The 17,474-nt window shown below is 58.9% G+C and carries 18 protein-coding genes; 16 read left to right on the forward strand and 2 right to left on the reverse strand.

Going from position 1 to position 17,474, the window contains the following annotated elements; all coding sequences use genetic code 11:
• Window positions 1-2: 2 nt before the first annotated feature.
• Window positions 3-557, reverse strand: coding sequence for a YajG family lipoprotein (locus KUV52_RS08100; protein ID WP_222525436.1), 555 nt, complete (start codon window positions 555-557; stop codon window positions 3-5).
• A 64-nt stretch (window positions 558-621) separates the two neighbouring features.
• On the reverse strand, window positions 622-1,722 hold the full coding sequence (locus KUV52_RS08105; RefSeq protein WP_222525437.1) for a methyltransferase: 1,101 nt from the start codon (window positions 1,720-1,722) through the stop codon (window positions 622-624).
• A 38-nt stretch (window positions 1,723-1,760) separates the two neighbouring features.
• On the opposite strand from KUV52_RS08105, the gene KUV52_RS08110 reads away from it, so the two are divergent.
• The 16 genes from KUV52_RS08110 to dinB all read left to right on the forward strand — a co-directional run bounded on the left by KUV52_RS08110 (window position 1,761) and on the right by dinB (window position 17,358).
• Window positions 1,761-2,360, forward strand: coding sequence for an alpha-ketoglutarate-dependent dioxygenase AlkB family protein (locus KUV52_RS08110; RefSeq protein WP_222525438.1), 600 nt, complete (start codon window positions 1,761-1,763; stop codon window positions 2,358-2,360).
• Between the two features lie 55 nt (window positions 2,361-2,415).
• Window positions 2,416-2,712, forward strand: a complete 297-nt coding sequence (locus tag KUV52_RS08115; RefSeq protein WP_222525439.1) for a BolA family protein — start codon at window positions 2,416-2,418, stop codon at window positions 2,710-2,712.
• Between the two features lie 78 nt (window positions 2,713-2,790).
• Window positions 2,791-3,300, forward strand: a complete 510-nt coding sequence (locus KUV52_RS08120) for a TRAP transporter small permease subunit (protein WP_222525440.1) — start codon at window positions 2,791-2,793, stop codon at window positions 3,298-3,300.
• Window positions 3,297-4,661, forward strand: a complete 1,365-nt coding sequence (locus KUV52_RS08125) for a TRAP transporter large permease subunit (protein ID WP_222525441.1) — start codon at window positions 3,297-3,299, stop codon at window positions 4,659-4,661. Before KUV52_RS08120 ends, KUV52_RS08125 begins: the two co-directional genes overlap by 4 nt.
• Before the next feature lie 15 nt (window positions 4,662-4,676).
• Window positions 4,677-5,768 carry a TRAP transporter substrate-binding protein gene (locus tag KUV52_RS08130; RefSeq protein ID WP_222525442.1) on the forward strand — a complete coding sequence of 364 codons (1,092 nt, stop codon included), beginning with the start codon at window positions 4,677-4,679 and terminating at the stop codon, window positions 5,766-5,768.
• A 75-nt stretch (window positions 5,769-5,843) separates the two neighbouring features.
• A complete protein-coding gene (gene luxS, locus KUV52_RS08135) occupies window positions 5,844-6,353 on the forward strand; it encodes an S-ribosylhomocysteine lyase (protein ID WP_222525443.1) in 510 nt (169 codons plus the stop codon).
• Window positions 6,354-6,880: 527 nt separating this feature from the next.
• Window positions 6,881-8,221, forward strand: coding sequence for a Na(+)-translocating NADH-quinone reductase subunit A (locus KUV52_RS08140; protein ID WP_222525444.1), 1,341 nt, complete (start codon window positions 6,881-6,883; stop codon window positions 8,219-8,221).
• Window positions 8,221-9,447 carry an NADH:ubiquinone reductase (Na(+)-transporting) subunit B gene (locus KUV52_RS08145; protein ID WP_222525445.1) on the forward strand — a complete coding sequence of 409 codons (1,227 nt, stop codon included), beginning with the start codon at window positions 8,221-8,223 and terminating at the stop codon, window positions 9,445-9,447. The genes KUV52_RS08140 and KUV52_RS08145 overlap by 1 nt, the downstream gene beginning before the upstream one ends.
• Complete coding sequence (locus tag KUV52_RS08150) at window positions 9,440-10,219, forward strand: Na(+)-translocating NADH-quinone reductase subunit C (RefSeq protein ID WP_222525446.1); 780 nt, start codon at window positions 9,440-9,442, stop codon at window positions 10,217-10,219. The genes KUV52_RS08145 and KUV52_RS08150 overlap by 8 nt, the downstream gene beginning before the upstream one ends.
• Window positions 10,212-10,841 carry an NADH:ubiquinone reductase (Na(+)-transporting) subunit D gene (locus tag KUV52_RS08155; protein ID WP_222525447.1) on the forward strand — a complete coding sequence of 210 codons (630 nt, stop codon included), beginning with the start codon at window positions 10,212-10,214 and terminating at the stop codon, window positions 10,839-10,841. The genes KUV52_RS08150 and KUV52_RS08155 overlap by 8 nt, the downstream gene beginning before the upstream one ends.
• A 9-nt stretch (window positions 10,842-10,850) precedes the next feature.
• Window positions 10,851-11,459, forward strand: coding sequence for an NADH:ubiquinone reductase (Na(+)-transporting) subunit E (nqrE, locus tag KUV52_RS08160; protein WP_222525448.1), 609 nt, complete (start codon window positions 10,851-10,853; stop codon window positions 11,457-11,459).
• Window positions 11,460-11,493: 34 nt separating this feature from the next.
• The gene (gene nqrF, locus KUV52_RS08165) at window positions 11,494-12,717 is read left to right on the forward strand and encodes an NADH:ubiquinone reductase (Na(+)-transporting) subunit F (protein ID WP_222525449.1); all 1,224 of its coding nucleotides are present in this window, start codon (window positions 11,494-11,496) and stop codon (window positions 12,715-12,717) included.
• A 14-nt stretch (window positions 12,718-12,731) separates the two neighbouring features.
• The gene (locus KUV52_RS08170; RefSeq protein WP_261389944.1) at window positions 12,732-13,775 is read left to right on the forward strand and encodes an FAD:protein FMN transferase; all 1,044 of its coding nucleotides are present in this window, start codon (window positions 12,732-12,734) and stop codon (window positions 13,773-13,775) included.
• The gene (gene nqrM / locus KUV52_RS08175; RefSeq protein WP_222525450.1) at window positions 13,772-14,005 is read left to right on the forward strand and encodes a (Na+)-NQR maturation NqrM; all 234 of its coding nucleotides are present in this window, start codon (window positions 13,772-13,774) and stop codon (window positions 14,003-14,005) included. The genes KUV52_RS08170 and nqrM overlap by 4 nt, the downstream gene beginning before the upstream one ends.
• A 177-nt stretch (window positions 14,006-14,182) precedes the next feature.
• Window positions 14,183-16,183, forward strand: a complete 2,001-nt coding sequence (locus tag KUV52_RS08180; protein ID WP_222525451.1) for a methyl-accepting chemotaxis protein — start codon at window positions 14,183-14,185, stop codon at window positions 16,181-16,183.
• Window positions 16,184-16,290: 107 nt separating this feature from the next.
• Window positions 16,291-17,358 (forward strand): DNA polymerase IV, encoded by a 1,068-nt coding sequence (gene dinB / locus KUV52_RS08185; RefSeq protein ID WP_222525452.1) that lies wholly within the window; start codon window positions 16,291-16,293, stop codon window positions 17,356-17,358.
• Window positions 17,359-17,474: the final 116 nt, after the last annotated feature.

Here is a 17,474-nt window from a genome sequence, read left to right on the forward strand (position 1 = left end):
CCTTACTGAATGAATTGGTGCAACTCGGGGTCGTTAAGCATGGCATTGAGCAACTGGTTGAGGCGATCGTTCACCTCCCGTTCCAGAACCGAGGACTCCACCTTGAGTACCCCTTTCAACTCACCACGGGCCTGGTATCGCTTAACCAGTTGGCGGTTGTCCTGCTCCACCACCAGCGTGGCCGTGGCGCGACTGTTTGCAGTATGGCGCATGGTGCTTTGATCCACATCCACCAGCAACTCCTCCAGGGTCAGTGCCATGCGGACCTGACCCTGGCCGCTCATGGCGTAGCCCTGCCGGCTCAGACCATCACGCAGGCCCGATTCGAGCAGGGCGCGGGGGTTGCTGGAGGCGTTGATCAACTGGGCTGGGCCATCCCCGTCCTGAATGCGCACCAGGAAGGTGTCAGTACGGTGGTCTGTTGAGGTCAGCTCGACGCTGGTGGCGTGAGCTGCGCTCAGCCCAGACATCGGCTCAGTGGGGGCCAGAATCAGACTCTGGGGATGACTGGCGCAGCCACTCAGCACCAGGGCGGCGGCGAAAAGGACGTTTTTCATTGGGTTATCCCTGTTGTAACCGTTGCGGGGCAGAATACCTGATTCTGCCCCGGACTGAACAGGCTCAGCGTTTCTGGGCTTCCAGCACCACAAACTTGGCGTTGGAGGCGATGGTGGTGCAGCCGCCAAACAGGCGGGTCAGTTTGATGTGGTAACCCAGATGGCGGTTGCCGACGATGCGCAGACGCCCCCCTTTCTTCAACACCCGTTTGGCATCACGGAACATCTGCCAGGCAATATGGTCGGTGACGGCTTGTTGCTGATGGAACGGGGGGTTGCACAGCACCCAATCCGCCTGCCCGCCGTCCATGCCGGAGAGACAGTCGTTCCAGACCACTTCGAAGCGATCACTGTCGGCCACCTTAGCCAGGTTGAGGTTGGTCGATCGAACGGCATCCCAGGATTCATCCACCGCCACCATCTCTGCATCCGGGTTGGCTTGCAGCATGGCCATCGACAGCACGCCGTTACCGCAACCGAGATCCACCACCTGGCCTTTGGCTTTGGGCAGGTGGGCCAGCAGCAAGCGGGCACCGATATCCAGAGCTTTAGCACCGTAGACATTGGGGTAGTTGCTGATGGTTTCGTCCACCGGCTCGCAAAACCAGTCGAGCAGGGTGGGCTGGCCGCTCACACGTCCGCAGAGCTGACCGTAAACCAGACGGGCTTTCTTAACGGCCCGGGACGGACTTACCTCGTCCAGCAGCTGGCGGGTCAGATCGGGCAGGCTGGAGGGCATGTCCTTCTGGCGGGCGCCGATCACCACCGGCGTACCCTCGGGCAGGTGGGCGTTCAGCCAATCCAGTTGGGCAGTCAGCAGACGCAGACTGCGGGGCAGTTTGATCATCACCCCGGCGATTGGCGTATCCACTTCATCCAGCATTTTCAGTGCCTGGAGATCCGGCTCCAGTTGGTTCAGTTCCAGATTCTGCTCCAGGGCCTGATGCGCCACAAAGCTATCGTTTACCCAACACAAGGAACGATCCGCCAGGCCGCAGGCCAGTGCGCCAAAGTGGTCATTCAATACCAGCAGGGTGCCTTCAGGAAGTTGGTGGGCCCCGAGCAGCAGTTCGTCCGCGGCATCCCAGGCCTGCAGGCTATCCTGGGGCTGGGGCGGGAAGCGCTCAAGGCGAAGTTCGGTGCCGTTGACGGTAAGCTGGGACATGCGGGAGACTCGTAACCAAAAGGGGAATTTTCGCAAAAATGCCCGATCCTGAACAGTGCATCCGTGACAATGCTGGCCGTGTGCTGGCCCGGGTGATCCCGAACTGGATCCCTGCCGAGGCGCAGTCAGCACTGTGGCCGGTTCTTGATGCCTTACCTTGGCAGCAGCCCGATGTGCAGATCTTTGGTCGTCGTCACCCCATCCCCCGACAACAGTGCTACCTGGGACACCCCGGCTGCGAGTACCGTTACTCAGGATTGCTGCTGTCACCGGAGCCGGTGCCCGATGCCATACAGGCACTGATGGATCGCCTGGGTGAGGGCTTTAATGCGGTGCTGGTAAACCGCTATCGCCACGGTCAGGACCGTATGGGCTGGCACCGGGATAATGAACCGGAGTTGGCCCCCGACCTGGCGATCCTCTCTTTGGGGGGCACCCGTCGGTTACGGCTGCGCTTTGACGCCAAAGACAGCCATGGGGTGGACCTGCCCTCCGGCAGTCTGCTTTGGCTCTCGCCCGGGGTGTACCACTGCCTGGCACCCACTGCTCGGCCCGTATCGGAGCGGGTGAGTCTGACCTTCAGACAGATCCAGCCGGGTTTCCATCACCCTTGCCCACACTCGTCTCAGGCGGTATAACTCGCTCCCATCGCCCATTGTGAGCGGCGTCACAGGCCGTCGACAGGAACGCTTTATGAGCATGCAAAACATCATTGAAACCAAGATCCAAGCCGAGTTCTCCCCAACCCATATGGAAGTGATCAATGAGAGTCACATGCACCGTGGGCCTGCGGAGGAGAGCCACTTCAAATTGATTCTGGTTTCCGAGCAGTTTGAGGGGCAGCGCCTGCTGACCCGTCACCGCGCGGTCAATGCGGCGCTGGCTCAGGAGCTGGCGGGCACGCTGCACGCTTTGGCGTTGCACACCTACACCCCCGCTGAGTGGTCCGAACAGCAGCAGGCCCCCCGCACGCCCAGCTGCCTGGGCTAACCCGCCCCTCTTAAGGATTTCTTTCCCAGTCGGGATTTGTTATCAAAAGGTTAAGTTGTCTTTTGGTAGCGGGTCCCGATGTCTACAACTCCTCTGTCCTGGATAGATCGCGTCAGCGAGTGGCTCGGCACGCTCTGTGCCTTGCTGATGCTGGCGATGTTGCTGTTGGCGACCGCCGTTGTTGTGCTGCGTTATGGGCTGGAAACCGGGTCTATCGCTCTGCAGGAGACGGTGCTCTATCTTCACGGCGCGCTCTTCACCCTTGGTGCCGGCTTTACCCTCAAACACAACGGCCATGTTCGGGTCGACATCTTCTATCGCAACTGGAGCGTTCGTCGTCGGGCCTGGGTGGATCTCCTCGGCACCCTGCTGCTGTTGCTGCCTTTTATGGGGTTTATCGCCTGGCAAAGTTGGCGCTATGTGATGGCGAGTTGGGCCGGGTTGGAGGCCTCCCCTGAAGCGGGCGGGCTGGCGCTGGTCTATCTGCAGAAATCGCTGATCATGGCGATGGTAGCGACCCTTGTGTTGCAGGCGCTGGCGGAGATCGCCAAAGCGGTTGTGACCTTGAAAGGGGGGCAAGCGGCATGATGGCGATATTGCTGTTCCTCGTGGTCTGTCTGGTGCTGCTGTGCGGCTATCCGGTGGCCTTTGCCCTGGGCGGCACTGCCCTCTGGTTTGCGTTTATCGGCTCTGCTACGGGTCACCTCGACGGCGCCTTTCTTGGCGCGCTGCCCAATCGACTCTACGGGATCATCAACAATCAGACCCTGATGGCGGTTCCCCTGTTTGTGCTGATGGGAGTGATCCTGGAACGGTCGCGTCAGGCGGAGCAACTGCTGGAGGCGATGGGACAGCTGTTTGGGCGTTTGCGCGCCGGGCTGGCCATCTCGGTGATGCTGGTTGGGGTGCTGCTGGCAGCCAGTACCGGGATCGTGGGGGCTACCGTGGTCACCATGGGGTTGCTGTCGCTGCCCGCCATGCTCAAGCGTGGCTATCACCCCGCCTATGCGTCCGGGGCGATCTGCGCCACCGGCACCCTGGGTCAGATCATTCCGCCCTCCATCGCTCTGGTGTTGCTGGGGGATGTACTTTCCTCCGCGTACCAGCAGGCCCAGTTGAAGATGGGGGTGTTTTCTCCGCGAACGGTCTCTGTTGGGGATCTCTTTGCCGGAGCGCTGATCCCGGGGCTGGTTCTGGTCGGACTCTACATCGTCTATACCCTGCTGCTCTCCTGGCGGCGCCCTGAGCGTTTCGCCGCGACGGAAACGGTCACACTGGACTACGCTTTTTTTCTGAACCTGCTCAAGGCGTTGGTGCCGCCCATCGCGTTAATCCTGATGGTGTTGGGATCGATCCTGATGGGTTTGGCGACACCAACTGAAGCGGCGGCAGTGGGGGCGTTTGGCGCTCTGGCGCTGGCGCTGGCAAAGCGCAGTCTGGGCTGGCAGGCGCTGTTGCAGGCACTGAGGGAATCGGTTCGAGTGACTGCCATGGTGTTTATGATTTTGGTGGGCGCGGCGCTGTTTTCCCTGGTGTTCCGGGGGTTGGGCGGCGAGACACTGATCCATAGTGCTCTGTCAGACCTACCCGGAGGCGTGGTTGGGGCGACACTGGTGGTGATGCTGGTGATCTTCCTGCTGGGCTTCATCCTCGACTTTATCGAGATCACCTTTGTGGTGGTGCCCATGGTGGCGCCGACATTATTGATGCTGGGGCTGGATCCGGTCTGGCTGGGGATCATGCTGGGGTTAAACCTGCAGACCTCCTTCCTGACGCCGCCATTCGGTTTCGCCCTCTTCTATTTACGTGGTGTGGCGCCGCCTTCATTGGACAGTGCCACCCTGTACCGGGGCGTGGCCCCTTTTATTGCCCTGCAGATCCTGATGATGTTGCTGTTGGCGCTATGGCCGGAACTGGCCACCTGGCTGCCTGAGCGGATCTACGGCTAACTCGAGGAGAACAACATGAGAAGGATTGCACTGAGCCTGCTGATATTGACGACAACACTGCTGGGCTGTCAGCCGGGTCCCCAGGTCGAAACTGCGGCCCCCGACGCAGAACCGCAGCAGACGTACCAATGGAAGCTGGTGACCTCCTGGCCCAAGAACTTCCCCGGTTTGGGGATGGCGCCGGAGCGGTTTGCGGAAAGGGTGAACGCCATGTCTGGCGGGCGACTGACCGTTACTGTCTATGGAGCGGGTGATCTGGTTCCCGCGTTTGAGGTATTTGATGCGGTCAGTCAGGGCACTGCCGAGATGGGGCACAGCGCCGCCTACTACTGGAAGGGCAAAGCCCCTGCCGCCCAGTTCTTTGCTTCCATACCCTTTGGTATGAATGCCCAGGAGATGAACGGCTGGCTGAACTACGGTGGCGGCATGGCCCTGTGGCGGGAAGTGTACGCGCCCTTTGGCATCATCCCTATGGTCGGAGGCAATACCGGCGTACAGATGGGGGGCTGGTTCAACAAGGAGATCAACGGCATTGAGGACCTTAAGGGGCTGAAGATGCGGTTGCCGGGGCTGGGGGGAGAGGTCTTGTCCCGTATCGGCGGAGTACCGGTGACCCTGCCGGGAAGAGAGCTCTTTACCGCACTGCAGACCGGCGCCATTGATGCGACCGAGTGGGTTGGCCCCTACAACGACCTGGCTTTCGGCCTGCATAAAGCTGCCAAGTTTTACTACTACCCGGGCTGGCATGAGCCGGGCACCACGCTGGAGTTCCTGGTAAATAAGGCGGCGTTTGAAGCCCTGCCGTCGGATCTGCAGGCGATTGTGGAAACCGCTGCTCAGGCGGTTAACCAGGACATGCTGGACGAGTACACCACCCGAAACATTGCCGCTCTGGACACCCTGGTGAACGAACACGGTGTGGAGCTGAGGCAGTGGCCGGATGACGTGATTGAAGTGCTGCGCGCCGCCAACGACGAGGTGATGGCTGAAGAGGTGGCCAAGGACCCCCTGATGAAGAAGGTCTACGAGAATTATCGGGCCTACCAGGAGGGGGTGTGGCGATATCACTCTCTGTCGGAAGAGGCCTACAACGACATCCGCCAGTAAGCAGCATTGACCCCGCCACATTGGCGGGGTTACCTTTTGCACTCTGGATGGATAGACGTATAGAAGGAGATCTCCATGCCCCTGCTCGACAGCTTTACTGTGGATCACACCAGGATGGCCGCCCCGGCAGTGCGGGTAGCGAAGACCATGGCCACCCCTAAGGGAGACACCATCACCGTATTCGACCTGCGGTTCTGTCTGCCGAATGCGGAGATCCTGAGCGAAAAGGGTATCCACACTCTGGAACACCTGTTCGCCGGCTTTATGCGTGAGCACCTCAATGGCGAGACGGTCGAGATCATCGACATCTCTCCGATGGGCTGCCGCACCGGTTTCTATATGAGTCTGATTGGCACCCCTTCGGAAGCCCAGGTCGCGGATGCCTGGCGCGCCAGCATGGAGGATGTGCTTGAGGTGAAAGCACAGAGCGACATTCCGGAACTCAACGAGTACCAATGCGGCACCTATGCCATGCACTCCCTGCTGGAAGCCCAGCAGATTGCCAAAGGGATCCTGGAGCGCGGGATTGGCGTCAACCAGAATGACGAACTGACGCTCAGCCCGGAACGCCTGTCTGAACTCTGAGTCTGAGATTGGTCAATAAAACGCCTCGCACTGCGAGGCGTTTTTGATCGGGCCGAATGCACAATGACTCCGTTTAACCCACGGGAAACACACTTAACCCCAGAGAAAACCGTGCATTTGCCTGACTGAAGGCGGTTGACTACGGCAACCGGTCATTTTCGCCAATTGCTGAACCGGTTTCAGCTCTCAGAAGGGATAACCCAGCGGTCGGAAAAACGTGAGGGGATGCCGGAGAGGTGGCCCCTAGTGGTGAATAATTCTACAAAAAAGGCCAAAACATGGTCGATATTAATCGATTGTGTCCATTAGGCCATCACCTCGTAAAGGTAAAGCCATTTTTCATGGCAGCAGTGGGGCCTTTGCGGTATTATGCGCCCGAGTCGCCGTGACGCAGGTCGCAAATTTTGGGATTTTTTTGCGCTACCGGGTGTCCCGCGGCGTAAGTGAGAACGATGTCAAGAAAGCCGTCGCGCCGCGAAGCGCAAGGGCGGCGAGATGGACTTCCCAGACAAAGCAGTGCAGTGAGTATGATTACAATAAAACAAGGATTGGACCTGCCCATCAGCGGCGGCCCAGAACAAGTAATCCAGGATGGTCCCGCCATCGCTCGCGTTGCGATCCTGGGTGAAGAGTATATTGGCATGCGCCCCACTATGTCCGTAAAGGAAGGGGATCGCGTTAAGAAAGGCCAGGTGATCTTCGAAGACAAGAAGAATCCGGGCGTCCAATATACAGCCTTCGCCAGCGGGATTGTCAGTGCGATTAACCGGGGTGCCAAGCGCGTCCTCCAATCCGTGGTCATCGACGTTGATGGCGACGAACAAGAAACCTTCGCCCGCTACGACGCCTCCGCGCTGACTTCGCTGGAGCGTCAGGCTGTTCAGGACAACCTGGTTGCCAGTGGTCTGTGGACCGCTCTGCGCACCCGTCCGTTCAGCAAAGTGCCCGCATTGGACAGCATTCCGGCGGGCATTTTTGTTACTGCCATCGACACCAACCCGCTTGCTGCGGACCCGAAAGTCGTAATCGCAGACCAGTCCGAGGCCTTTAAGCAGGGCCTGACTGTGCTGACTCGACTCACCGAGGGTAAGGTTTTCCTCTGCAGCGGTGCCGAACAGGTTGCCGGTGCAGATGTGGCAGGTGTTGAGGCGGCTCAGTTTGCCGGTCCGCATCCGGCAGGTCTGCCGGGCACTCACATTCACAACCTGCTGCCAGCCAGTGCATCCCGCACCGTATGGCACATCGGTTACCAGGACGTCATCGCCATCGGAAAGCTGTTCACTACCGGTGAACTGCACGTTGACCGTGTGGTCGCCCTGGCCGGCCCGGCGGTCGTGAAGCCCCGTCTGCTGCGCACCTCAATGGGCGCGGACCTGACTCAACTGACGGCAGGTGAACTGAGCCACAACCACGTCCGGGTGATCTCCGGCTCCGTGCTGGCTGGCCGCACTGCCGTGGGTCCTCACGCGTTCCTCGGTCGCTACCACAACCAGGTTTGTGCGCTGACCGAAGGCGATGAGAAAGAGCTGTTTGGCTGGGTTCTGCCTGGTGCCAACAAGTTCTCCTTCACCCGCACTTTCCTGTCCCACTTCAGCCCGAGCAAGCTGTTCGATATGACCACCAGCACCGGCGGTTCCGACCGCGCCATGGTGCCGATCGGTCAGTATGAGCGTGTTATGCCTCTGGACATCCTGCCGACTCTGCTGCTGCGGGATCTTATCGCCCGTGACACCGACAACGCCCAACTGCTGGGTGCGCTGGAGTTGGATGAGGAAGATCTGGCCCTGTGTACCTTCGTTTGCCCCGGCAAGTACGACTACGGTCACGAGCTGCGCAGCTGCCTTGAGATCATCGAGAGGGAAGGCTAATGAGTCTGAAGCATTTTATTGAGCGTATTGAGCCCGACTTTGAGAAGGGCGGGAAATACGAAAAGTGGTATGCGCTCTATGAAGCCGCGGCCACCATTCTCTATACCCCGGGTAAAACCACCCGTGGTACCACGCACGTCCGCGACAACATCGACCTGAAGCGGATGATGATCACCGTTTGGCTGTGTACCTTCCCGGCCCTGTTCTTCGGTATGTACAACGTCGGCTGGCAGGCTCAGGAAGCTCTGGCTGCCGGTTTTGGCACCCCGGACATGTGGCAGGTTGCCCTGTTTGAACTGCTGGGTGGCAGCCTGAGCACCGATACTGGTGTACTGGGACTGATGTTCTACGGTGCCTGTTTCTTCCTGCCCATCTACGCCGTGACCTTCGCGGTGGGTGGTTTCTGGGAAGTGCTGTTTGCCTCCGTGCGCAAGCACGAGGTGAACGAAGGCTTCTTCGTGACGTCCGTCCTGTTTGCCCTGACTCTGCCGGCGACCATTCCGCTGTGGCAGGTGGCTCTGGGTATCACCTTCGGCGTTGTGGTGGCGAAGGAACTGTTCGGCGGTACTGGCCGTAACTTCCTGAACCCTGCTCTGGCCGGTCGTGCGTTCCTGTACTTCGCTTACCCGGCTCAGATCTCCGGTGATGCGGTTTGGGTTGTGGCCGACGGCTACTCCGGCGCCACCATGCTGGGTCAGGCAGCCGCCGGTACCATGGATTTCGCCAACTACGCCTGGTACGCCGCGTTCTCCGATCCGGCCTGGCAGGATGCGTTCCTGGGCTTTATCGAGGGTTCCGTTGGTGAAACCAGCACTCTGGCCCTGGCCATCGGCGGCCTGGCCATCATGTACACCCGCATCGCCTCCTGGCGCATCGTTGCCGGTGTCATGGTGGGCATGATCGCCATCGCCTCTCTGTTTAACCTGATTGGCTCTGACACCAACCCGATGTTTAACCTGCCGTGGACCTGGCACCTGGTTATGGGTGGCTTCGCTTTCGGTATGTTCTTCATGGCCACGGATCCGGTTTCCGCCTCCTTTACCAACCCCGGTAAGTGGGCCTACGGCATCCTGATCGGTGTCATGACCGTGCTGGTTCGGGTGGTGAATCCCGCATTCCCGGAAGGGATCATGCTGGCGATTCTGTTCGCCAACCTGTGGGCGCCGCTGTTTGACCACTTTGTGGCGCAGGCCAACATCAAGCGGAGACTGGCACGCAATGTCTAAGAAAAACGATACCTTTGGCAAAACTCTGGGCGTGGTGATTGGCCTCTGCCTGGTGTGCTCCCTGGTGGTGTCCGGTGCCGCGGTTGCCCTCAAGCCTCTGCAGGAGCGCAACAAGGCGGAAGACACCCAGCGTTACGTACTGGAAGCGGCAGGTCTGCTGGATAAAGTGGACGGCGGCATTCAGGCCACCTTCAACCGTTACATCGACGCTCGGGTCATTGACTTCGACAGCGGTGAGATCGACAGCAGCATCGACGCGACCACTTACGACCAGCGTAAGGCCGCTCGTGACCCGGCGACCTCCTCCGTTCCGGCCAACGACGTCGCCTCCATCAAGCGCCGTGCCGACAAAGGCCTGGTGTACCTGGTGAAGGACGAGAACGGCGAACTGGAAACCATCATCCTGCCGATCCACGGCTACGGTCTGTGGTCCACCATGTATGCGTTCGTGGCTCTGGAGCCCGACTTCAACACCATCAAGGCGCTGGTGTACTACGACCAGGGTGAAACCCCGGGTCTGGGTGCTGAAGTTGAGAACTCGCGCTGGAAAGCGCAGTGGGTGGGTAAGAAGCTGTTTGACGACAATGGCGAACTGGCCATCAAAGTTGTCAAAGGCGGTGCTCGCCAAGGAGACATCCACGGTGTAGATGGCCTGTCCGGCGCCACTCTGACCAGCAACGGTGTGCAGTACAGCCTCGATTTCTGGATGGGTGAAGAAGGTTATGCAGCCTTCCTGGCTAAGGCCCGCAAAGGAGAGCTGAACAATGGCTGAGAAATCCTTGAAAGAGGTCCTGGTCGGACCGATCTTCGGTAACAACCCGATTGCTCTGCAGGTTCTGGGTGTCTGTTCCGCTCTGGCGGTAACCACCAAGATGGAAACGTCCACCGTGATGACGCTGGCGCTCATCTTCGTGACCGCGTTTTCCAACCTGTTTATCTCGCTGATGCGAAACCACATTCCCGGCAGCGTCCGAATCATCGTTCAGATGACCGTTATCGCCTCGCTGGTAATCGTGGTGGACCAGGTGCTCAAGGCGTACGCCTATGACATCTCCAAGCAGCTGGCGGTATTCGTTGGTTTGATCATCACCAACTGTATCGTAATGGGCCGCGCTGAAGCCTTTGCCATGAAGAGCCCGCCGCTGGTGAGCTTCGTTGATGGCGTCGGTAACGGCCTGGGCTACGGCTTTATCCTGCTGACCGTAGGGTTCTTCCGCGAGCTGTTTGGCAGCGGCACCCTGTACGGTGTGGAGATCTTCTCTAAGGCCTCCGAGGGTGGTTGGTATCAGCCGAACGGTCTGATGCTGCTGGCCCCCAGCGCCTTCTTCCTGATTGGCTTCATCATCTGGGCGCTGCGCACCTGGAAGCCGGAACAGGTTGAGCCCAAGGAGTAAGGAGCGAACATGGAACACTATATCAGCCTGTTTATCCGGGCGATCTTTATCGAAAACATGGCCCTCTCCTTCTTCCTGGGGATGTGTACCTTCCTGGCGGTTTCCAAGAAAGTGACCACCGCCATGGGTCTGGGTGTGGCCGTGATTGTGGTACTGACTCTGGCAGTACCGGTTAACCAGTTGATCTACACCAACATCCTGGCTCCAGGTGCCCTGAAGTGGGCCGGCCTGCCGGATGCGGATCTGAGCTTCCTGCAGTTCATCACCTTTATCGGTGTGATTGCGGCCCTGGTTCAGATTCTGGAGATGGCTTTGGATAAGTACTTCCCGCCGCTCTACAACGCGCTGGGGATCTTCCTGCCGCTCATCACCGTAAACTGCGCCATCTTCGGTGCCGTGTCCTTTATGGCTCAGAAGGAGTACACCTTCGCTGAGTCCGTGGTCTACGGCCTGGGTGCGGGCACTGGTTGGGCGCTGGCTCTGGTGTTGCTGGCGGGTATCCGCGAGAAGATGAAATACGCTGACGTGCCGGACGGGCTGCGTGGTTTGGGGATCACCTTTATCACCGCTGGCCTGATGGCTCTGGGCTTTATGTCCTTCTCCGGGGTGTCGCTGTAAGCGGCCGTCGCATAGGAAGTAAAAGGATTAGTCGATGGAAATTGTACTCGGCGTAGGAATGTTTACCGCGATTGTGACCGTGCTGGTATTGGTGATTCTGTTCGCCAAATCCAAGCTGGTGGCAAGCGGAGACGTTCGCATTGATATTAATGGCGATCCGGAAAAAGGGATCGTAACCAACCCTGGCGACAAGCTGCTGGGCAGCCTGGCCAATAACGGCGTATTCATCTCCTCCGCCTGTGGTGGTGGTGGCTCATGCGGTCAGTGTCGTGTGAAAGTGAAGTCCGGCGGTGGCGACATTCTGCCGACCGAACTGGACCACATCACCAAGCGTGAAGCCCGCGAAGGCTGTCGTCTGGCCTGTCAGGTGGCGGTGAAGAGCGACATGGAGATCGAGCTGCCTGAAGAGGTGTTTGGCATCAAGAAGTGGGAGTGCACCGTTGTCTCCAACGACAACAAGGCCACTTTCATTAAAGAGCTCAAGCTGGCGATCCCGCAAGGCGAGTCTGTACCGTTCCGTGCGGGTGGCTACATCCAGATCGAAGCACCGGCTCACCATGTGAAGTACAAGGATTTTGATATCCCGGAAGAGTACCGTGGTGACTGGGAGCGCTTTGGCTTCTTTAACCTGGAGTCCAAGGTGGATGACGAAACCATCCGTGCCTACTCCATGGCCAACTACCCGGAAGAGCATGGCATCATCATGCTGAACGTGCGTATCGCTACGCCGCCGCCGAACAACCTGTCCCTGCCTTGTGGTAAGATGTCTTCCTACATCTGGAGCCTCAAGCCGGGTGACAAGGTCACCATCTCCGGTCCCTTCGGTGAGTTCTTCGCCAAGGAAACCGACGCTGAAATGGTCTTCATCGGTGGTGGTGCCGGTATGGCTCCGATGCGCTCTCACATCTTCGACCAGCTCAAGCGCCTTAACTCCAAGCGTAAGATCAGCTTCTGGTACGGTGCCCGTTCCAAGCGTGAGATGTTCTACGTGGAAGACTTTGATGGCCTGGCGGCGGAGAACGATAACTTCAAGTGGCATGTTGCCCTGTCTGATCCTCAGCCTGAGGACAACTGGGACGGCTACACCGGCTTTATTCACAACGTGTTGTACGAGAACTATCTGAAGAACCATGACGCGCCTGAAGATTGTGAGTACTACATGTGTGGGCCGCCGGTGATGAACGCCGCCGTGATCAACATGCTGAAAGAGATGGGCGTTGAAGATGAAAACATCCTGTTGGATGACTTCGGCGGCTGATCTGCGAATCGCAAATGAATAGAGGGTTCACGTTGTTCCGAACCACACTGAAATGGCTGGCCCCACTGGGGCTGGCCCTTTTTATCTTAGGTTGTGCGCCCCAGCAGCACGTGGTGTCCATTCAGGGCCAAACCATGGGGACCACCTACCACATCACCTGGGTGCAACCCACCAAGCCGGTGGAGAGACTGACGCTGCAGGCCGCGGTTGATACCCGGCTGGAACAGGTTAACGACTCCATGTCGACCTGGCGGAAGGACGCGCTGATCAGCCAGTTCAATCGCCATAACTTTGATACCCCGATGCGCATTGATGACGACTTTGTGCGGGTGTTGGAGGAGGCGATCCGACTGGCTCACCTGACGGACGGGGCGCTGGATGTTACCGTCGGTCCGTTGGTGAACCTCTGGGGCTTTGGTCCGGATGGACGGGTCACCTCGGCGCCCTCTTCGTTGGAGATCGCCGAAGCCAAGGCCCGGGTCGGCGTTGAGCATTTGCAGCTTAACGGTGAGTTCCTCAGCAAAGATCGGGCGGATCTGTACCTGGATCTCTCCTCCATTGCCAAAGGCTATGGAGTGGATGTGGTGGCCGAAGTGTTGGAGCAGCGTGGTATCCACAACTATCTGGTTGAGGTCGGCGGGGAGTTGCGTTTAAGCGGCCATAAGCCGGACCAAAAACCCTGGAGAATCGCGATTGAGCAACCCGATGAAGATGGTCGTGAGGTGTTCAAGGTCATTGAGCCCGGAGAACTGGCTGTGGCCACTTCCGGCGATTATCGGAACTTCTTTGAGGAGAACGGGCGCCGTTTCTCTCATCTGATTGATCCTCGTTCCGGCGAGCCGGTCAACACGCGTCTGGCTTCTGCCACCGTGCTGGCCCCCTCCTGCATGACCGCCGATGGCCTGGCAACGGCCTTTATCGTGATGGGCACGGAGCAGGCGCTGGCACTGGCGGAGCAAGAGTCTTTGCCAGCCATGTTTATCGAGAAATCTCCGGAGGGGTATAAGGTTCACTACTCCTCCGCTTTCCTGCCTTACCTGGGGGAGACCAACCCATGAATACGTTTTTTGCCACTTTCGCTGCGATGCTGTTGCTGTTTGGCCTGATGTCGGTGGGTTACCTCATCAAGAGAAAAGCGATCAGCGGTTCCTGCGGCGGTCTTGCGGGCGTCGGCATTGAGAAAGAGTGCGATTGTCCTGAGCCCTGCGATAAGCGCAAAGCCAAGATGGCCAAAGAGGCCGCAGAGGCGGAGCGTCGTGAGCGCCTGGCGCAAAACCGGATAATCTGATCCCATCCCGCATACTGAGGCGACCATAAGGTCGCCTTTTTTCACCACTTCACTCAGATACCCCTACTGACCTTCTCGTTGTTTTTTCAGTGCTAATCGGTATTTTGTTATCAAAGCGTTGCCAAAGACGCCGATAACCATAAAACAAGACAAAGACAGGGTTTGGGAGTTTAGGGGATGGAGATCCTACGTCGTTCCATAACGCGCCAGCTGGTGGCAGCCATCGGCGGAAGCGTGTTCATCATTTTGCTGCTTGGCAGCGCATGGCTTATCTCACAGAGTGCCAAGAAGACCCGGCAGGAAGTGACCGCCGAGGTGGCTCAACTGGTTAAGCAGCAGAGCACTGCCATTCAGGGCTTTTTTGAAGCGCGCGGGCAGGTGATCCACAGCATATTCGCCAATCCTCAGGTGGTACGGTTCTTCCGGGAATACGATCAGCGCGGCGGTGACCTGGCCCGTAATGGGGACTACCAGGATACGGTGCGCTACTTCCGCCACTTCTCGGATCAGGACCCCAGCATCAAGAGCATCTTTTTCGGCAGTGAGAATACCCACGAGTATTTCGATCTCAATGGTCGCTATGAAGATGACCCCAACTACTACACCGCAAAGCGACCCTGGTGGGGAGAAGCGATCGCCCAGGGACGCCTTTTTGTGGGTGATCCGGCGGTAGACGCCAACGACGGCTCCATCTCCGCCACGGTCAAACTGCCGCTCTATGAGAATGGACGCTTTCTTGGTATTGGCGGCATGGACATCCTGATCAGCACCATCGGCGAGCGCTTGCTTTCGGAGGTGCGTTATCAGGGGCAGGGCCAGGCTTTCCTGGTTACCGAGCAGGGTAAGTTGGTGTTCTTCCCGGGTTTCAGTGAGGCGTTCCCTCCTGGCTCCATGATGGCAGAGGTGGACACTCAGTTTGGCGAAACCGCGGGGTTCTCCGCGCTGGATACGGCGCTGAAGTCCGACGCCAGTGGTCAGGCTGAGGTGATGTTGTCCGGTGAGCCGATGTTGGTGAAGTGGCAGAGTGTTGAGAGCGACTATCCCCACCTGCGCTGGCGTCTGGGTCTGCTGCTGCCTCAAAGCGTGATTGGTGAGCGCGTAACCGACGCGGCCTGGTCCACGGCCTGGGCCAGCATTGGATTCACCCTGCTGCTCTGCTGTCTGGTTTGGGCCATGCTGCTGCCGTTACGCAGTCAGCTGGGGCGTTTGCTGGCGGCGATGGAGGAGATCGCTGACGGTGACGCGGATCTGCGTCAACGCATTGAACTGGACCGAATCGATGAACTGGGACGCCTTGGCTGTGCCTTTAACCGGTTTGCTGGTCGCATCCATGAACTGGTGCGGCAAACCGCCAATATGACCAACTCGGTGCGCTCCGCCAGTGCCAATGCGGGCGAGGTGTGGCAGAAAACCATGCTGGCCATTGAGGAGCAGAAGTTGGAGGTTGACCAGGTGTCGACCGCCACCACCGAGATGGCTCAGACCAGTCACGAAATGGCTCAAGCGGCGACCCGGGTCAGCAACCATGCTGAATCCGCGCAGCACCAGGTGGCGCAAGCGTCGCAGGAGGTGGGCAGCGCCAACGAAGGGATCCGCCGCCTCAACGAGCAGGTTCAGAGTGCCGCAGCGGTGGTGTCCGAGCTGCGCAGCAACTCAGAGCAGATTGGCGAAGTGCTGAACGTGATCCGGACCATCGCCGAGCAGACCAATCTGCTGGCGTTGAATGCCGCCATTGAGGCTGCCCGTGCCGGTGAGCAGGGGCGGGGCTTCGCAGTGGTGGCGGATGAGGTACGCACCCTGGCGTCCCGTACCCAGGATTCCACTGCCAATATTCAGCAGATCATTGCCCAACTGCAGCAGGCCAGTGAGGCGGCGCAGAAGGCGATGCAGGAGAGCTGTGAGGAAGCGGCTTCCAGTGCTGAGATCAGCGCCAAGATCAGCGATGCCCTGATGCAGGCTAATGGCGCGGTAGGGGAGATCCAGGGGCAGATCCATGAGATCAGTGCCGCTATCAGTCAGCAGGCTACAGTGGCGGAGGAGATCGACGCCAAGGTGATTCGGGTGCGGGAGTTGTCGGACGTCACTACCGCCGCCTCGGAAGCCCTGGAGGGCGCTGTGGGTGAGATGACCTCCTCATCCCGGGAGATTGGCGTACAGCTGGATCAGTTCAAGATCTGAGTGCGGCATGGCGATCGGAGGGGGCCCTGGGGCCCCCTTTTTTTGATTGAGTCCCGCCCAGACTGTGATAGCATTCGATAACTGGATAAATATACAGTTATTGGGCGATGAGCGAATCGTTGAAAGGCCGTAAGATCATTCATGTGGACATGGATTGCTTCTACGCCGCGGTGGAGATGCGGGATAACCCGGAGTATCGGGGCCGGCCGCTGGCGGTGGGTGGTAAGGCGGATTCCCGTGGGGTAATCGCCACCTGCAACTACGAAGCGCGCGCCTTCGGTGTCCGCTCCGCCATGCCCAGTAGTGAGGCCAAACGGCGCTGCCCGGAGTTGTTGCTGGTACGGGGCAGGATGGAGGTGTACAAAGCGGTCTCCGAGCAGATCCGCGCCATCTTCGCCCGCTATACCGACCTGATTGAGCCGCTCTCGCTCGATGAAGCCTACCTGGATGTTACCGACTGCCCCTACTGTCAGGGCAGCGCGACCCGAATAGCCGAGCGGATACGGGCGGAGATCCTTGCTGAAACCGGGTTAACCGCGTCGGCAGGGATAGCGCCCAACAAGTTTCTGGCGAAAGTGGCCTCCGATGAGAACAAGCCCAATGGCCAGTGTGTGATCCCCCCTGATCGCACGGCCGAGTTCGCGGCCGCCCTGCCACTTCGTAAAATTCCGGGGGTAGGCCCCAAAACCGCAGAACGACTGGCTGAGCATGGCCTGCATATCGGAGCGGATGTGTTAGCGAAGACGCCTGAGCAACTCGCGCACTGGTTGGGGAAATTTGGCCCGGTTCTGCATCAGCGGGCTCAGGGGATCGACCCGCGTCCGGTGCAAACCCATAGAGAGCGAAAGTCCGTCGGCGTGGAGACCACGCTGGCCCGGGACCTGACTCAGGCACCGGCCTGTTACCAGGTGCTGGAGGGGCTGCTTCCCGAGCTTGAGCGTCGGTTAAGGGGACGCCCCTTTAAGGGGGTTCAGGTCAAACTGAAGTTTCACGATTTTCAGCAAACTACTCTGGCTCAGCAGGCGACGGTGCTGGAGTTGGCGCAGCTGAAAGCGATGGTTGATGGCGCGTTTGAGCGCGGCGAGGGACGTCGCGTACGGCTTGTGGGCGTCGCTGTCACTCTGGCGCCAGCAGAGGCGGAACAGGCTCAGCAATTGCCGCTGGGATTGGGTTAGTGATTTATGATGGACCGGTCGCCATATTTCGATGAGTAAACTGGCGATTCATAAAACCGGGGAGAGTTTCGCTAACTTTCAGTGAATTATGAATATTTATGTTAATTGACTGTGGT

It is taken from the genome of Ferrimonas balearica, from assembly GCF_019802055.1.
Taxonomy (GTDB): Bacteria; Pseudomonadota; Gammaproteobacteria; order Enterobacterales; family Shewanellaceae; genus Ferrimonas; species Ferrimonas balearica_A.

Bases quoted from the DNA above. Each gene is read 5' to 3' on its own strand.
- KUV52_RS08100 (WP_222525436.1), bottom strand. From the start codon at position 557: ATGAAAAACGTCCTTTTCGCCGCCGCCCTGGTGCTGAGTGGCTGCGCC.
- KUV52_RS08105 (WP_222525437.1), bottom strand. From the start codon at position 1,722: ATGTCCCAGCTTACCGTCAACGGCACCGAACTTCGCCTTGAGCGCTTC.
- KUV52_RS08110 (WP_222525438.1), top strand. From the start codon at position 1,761: ATGCCCGATCCTGAACAGTGCATCCGTGACAATGCTGGCCGTGTGCTG.
- KUV52_RS08115 (WP_222525439.1), top strand. From the start codon at position 2,416: ATGAGCATGCAAAACATCATTGAAACCAAGATCCAAGCCGAGTTCTCC.
- KUV52_RS08120 (WP_222525440.1), top strand. From the start codon at position 2,791: ATGTCTACAACTCCTCTGTCCTGGATAGATCGCGTCAGCGAGTGGCTC.
- KUV52_RS08125 (WP_222525441.1), top strand. From the start codon at position 3,297: ATGATGGCGATATTGCTGTTCCTCGTGGTCTGTCTGGTGCTGCTGTGC.
- KUV52_RS08130 (WP_222525442.1), top strand. From the start codon at position 4,677: ATGAGAAGGATTGCACTGAGCCTGCTGATATTGACGACAACACTGCTG.
- luxS (WP_222525443.1), top strand. From the start codon at position 5,844: ATGCCCCTGCTCGACAGCTTTACTGTGGATCACACCAGGATGGCCGCC.
- KUV52_RS08140 (WP_222525444.1), top strand. From the start codon at position 6,881: ATGATTACAATAAAACAAGGATTGGACCTGCCCATCAGCGGCGGCCCA.
- KUV52_RS08145 (WP_222525445.1), top strand. From the start codon at position 8,221: ATGAGTCTGAAGCATTTTATTGAGCGTATTGAGCCCGACTTTGAGAAG.
- KUV52_RS08150 (WP_222525446.1), top strand. From the start codon at position 9,440: ATGTCTAAGAAAAACGATACCTTTGGCAAAACTCTGGGCGTGGTGATT.
- KUV52_RS08155 (WP_222525447.1), top strand. From the start codon at position 10,212: ATGGCTGAGAAATCCTTGAAAGAGGTCCTGGTCGGACCGATCTTCGGT.
- nqrE (WP_222525448.1), top strand. From the start codon at position 10,851: ATGGAACACTATATCAGCCTGTTTATCCGGGCGATCTTTATCGAAAAC.
- nqrF (WP_222525449.1), top strand. From the start codon at position 11,494: ATGGAAATTGTACTCGGCGTAGGAATGTTTACCGCGATTGTGACCGTG.
- KUV52_RS08170 (WP_261389944.1), top strand. From the start codon at position 12,732: ATGAATAGAGGGTTCACGTTGTTCCGAACCACACTGAAATGGCTGGCC.
- nqrM (WP_222525450.1), top strand. From the start codon at position 13,772: ATGAATACGTTTTTTGCCACTTTCGCTGCGATGCTGTTGCTGTTTGGC.
- KUV52_RS08180 (WP_222525451.1), top strand. From the start codon at position 14,183: ATGGAGATCCTACGTCGTTCCATAACGCGCCAGCTGGTGGCAGCCATC.
- dinB (WP_222525452.1), top strand. From the start codon at position 16,291: ATGAGCGAATCGTTGAAAGGCCGTAAGATCATTCATGTGGACATGGAT.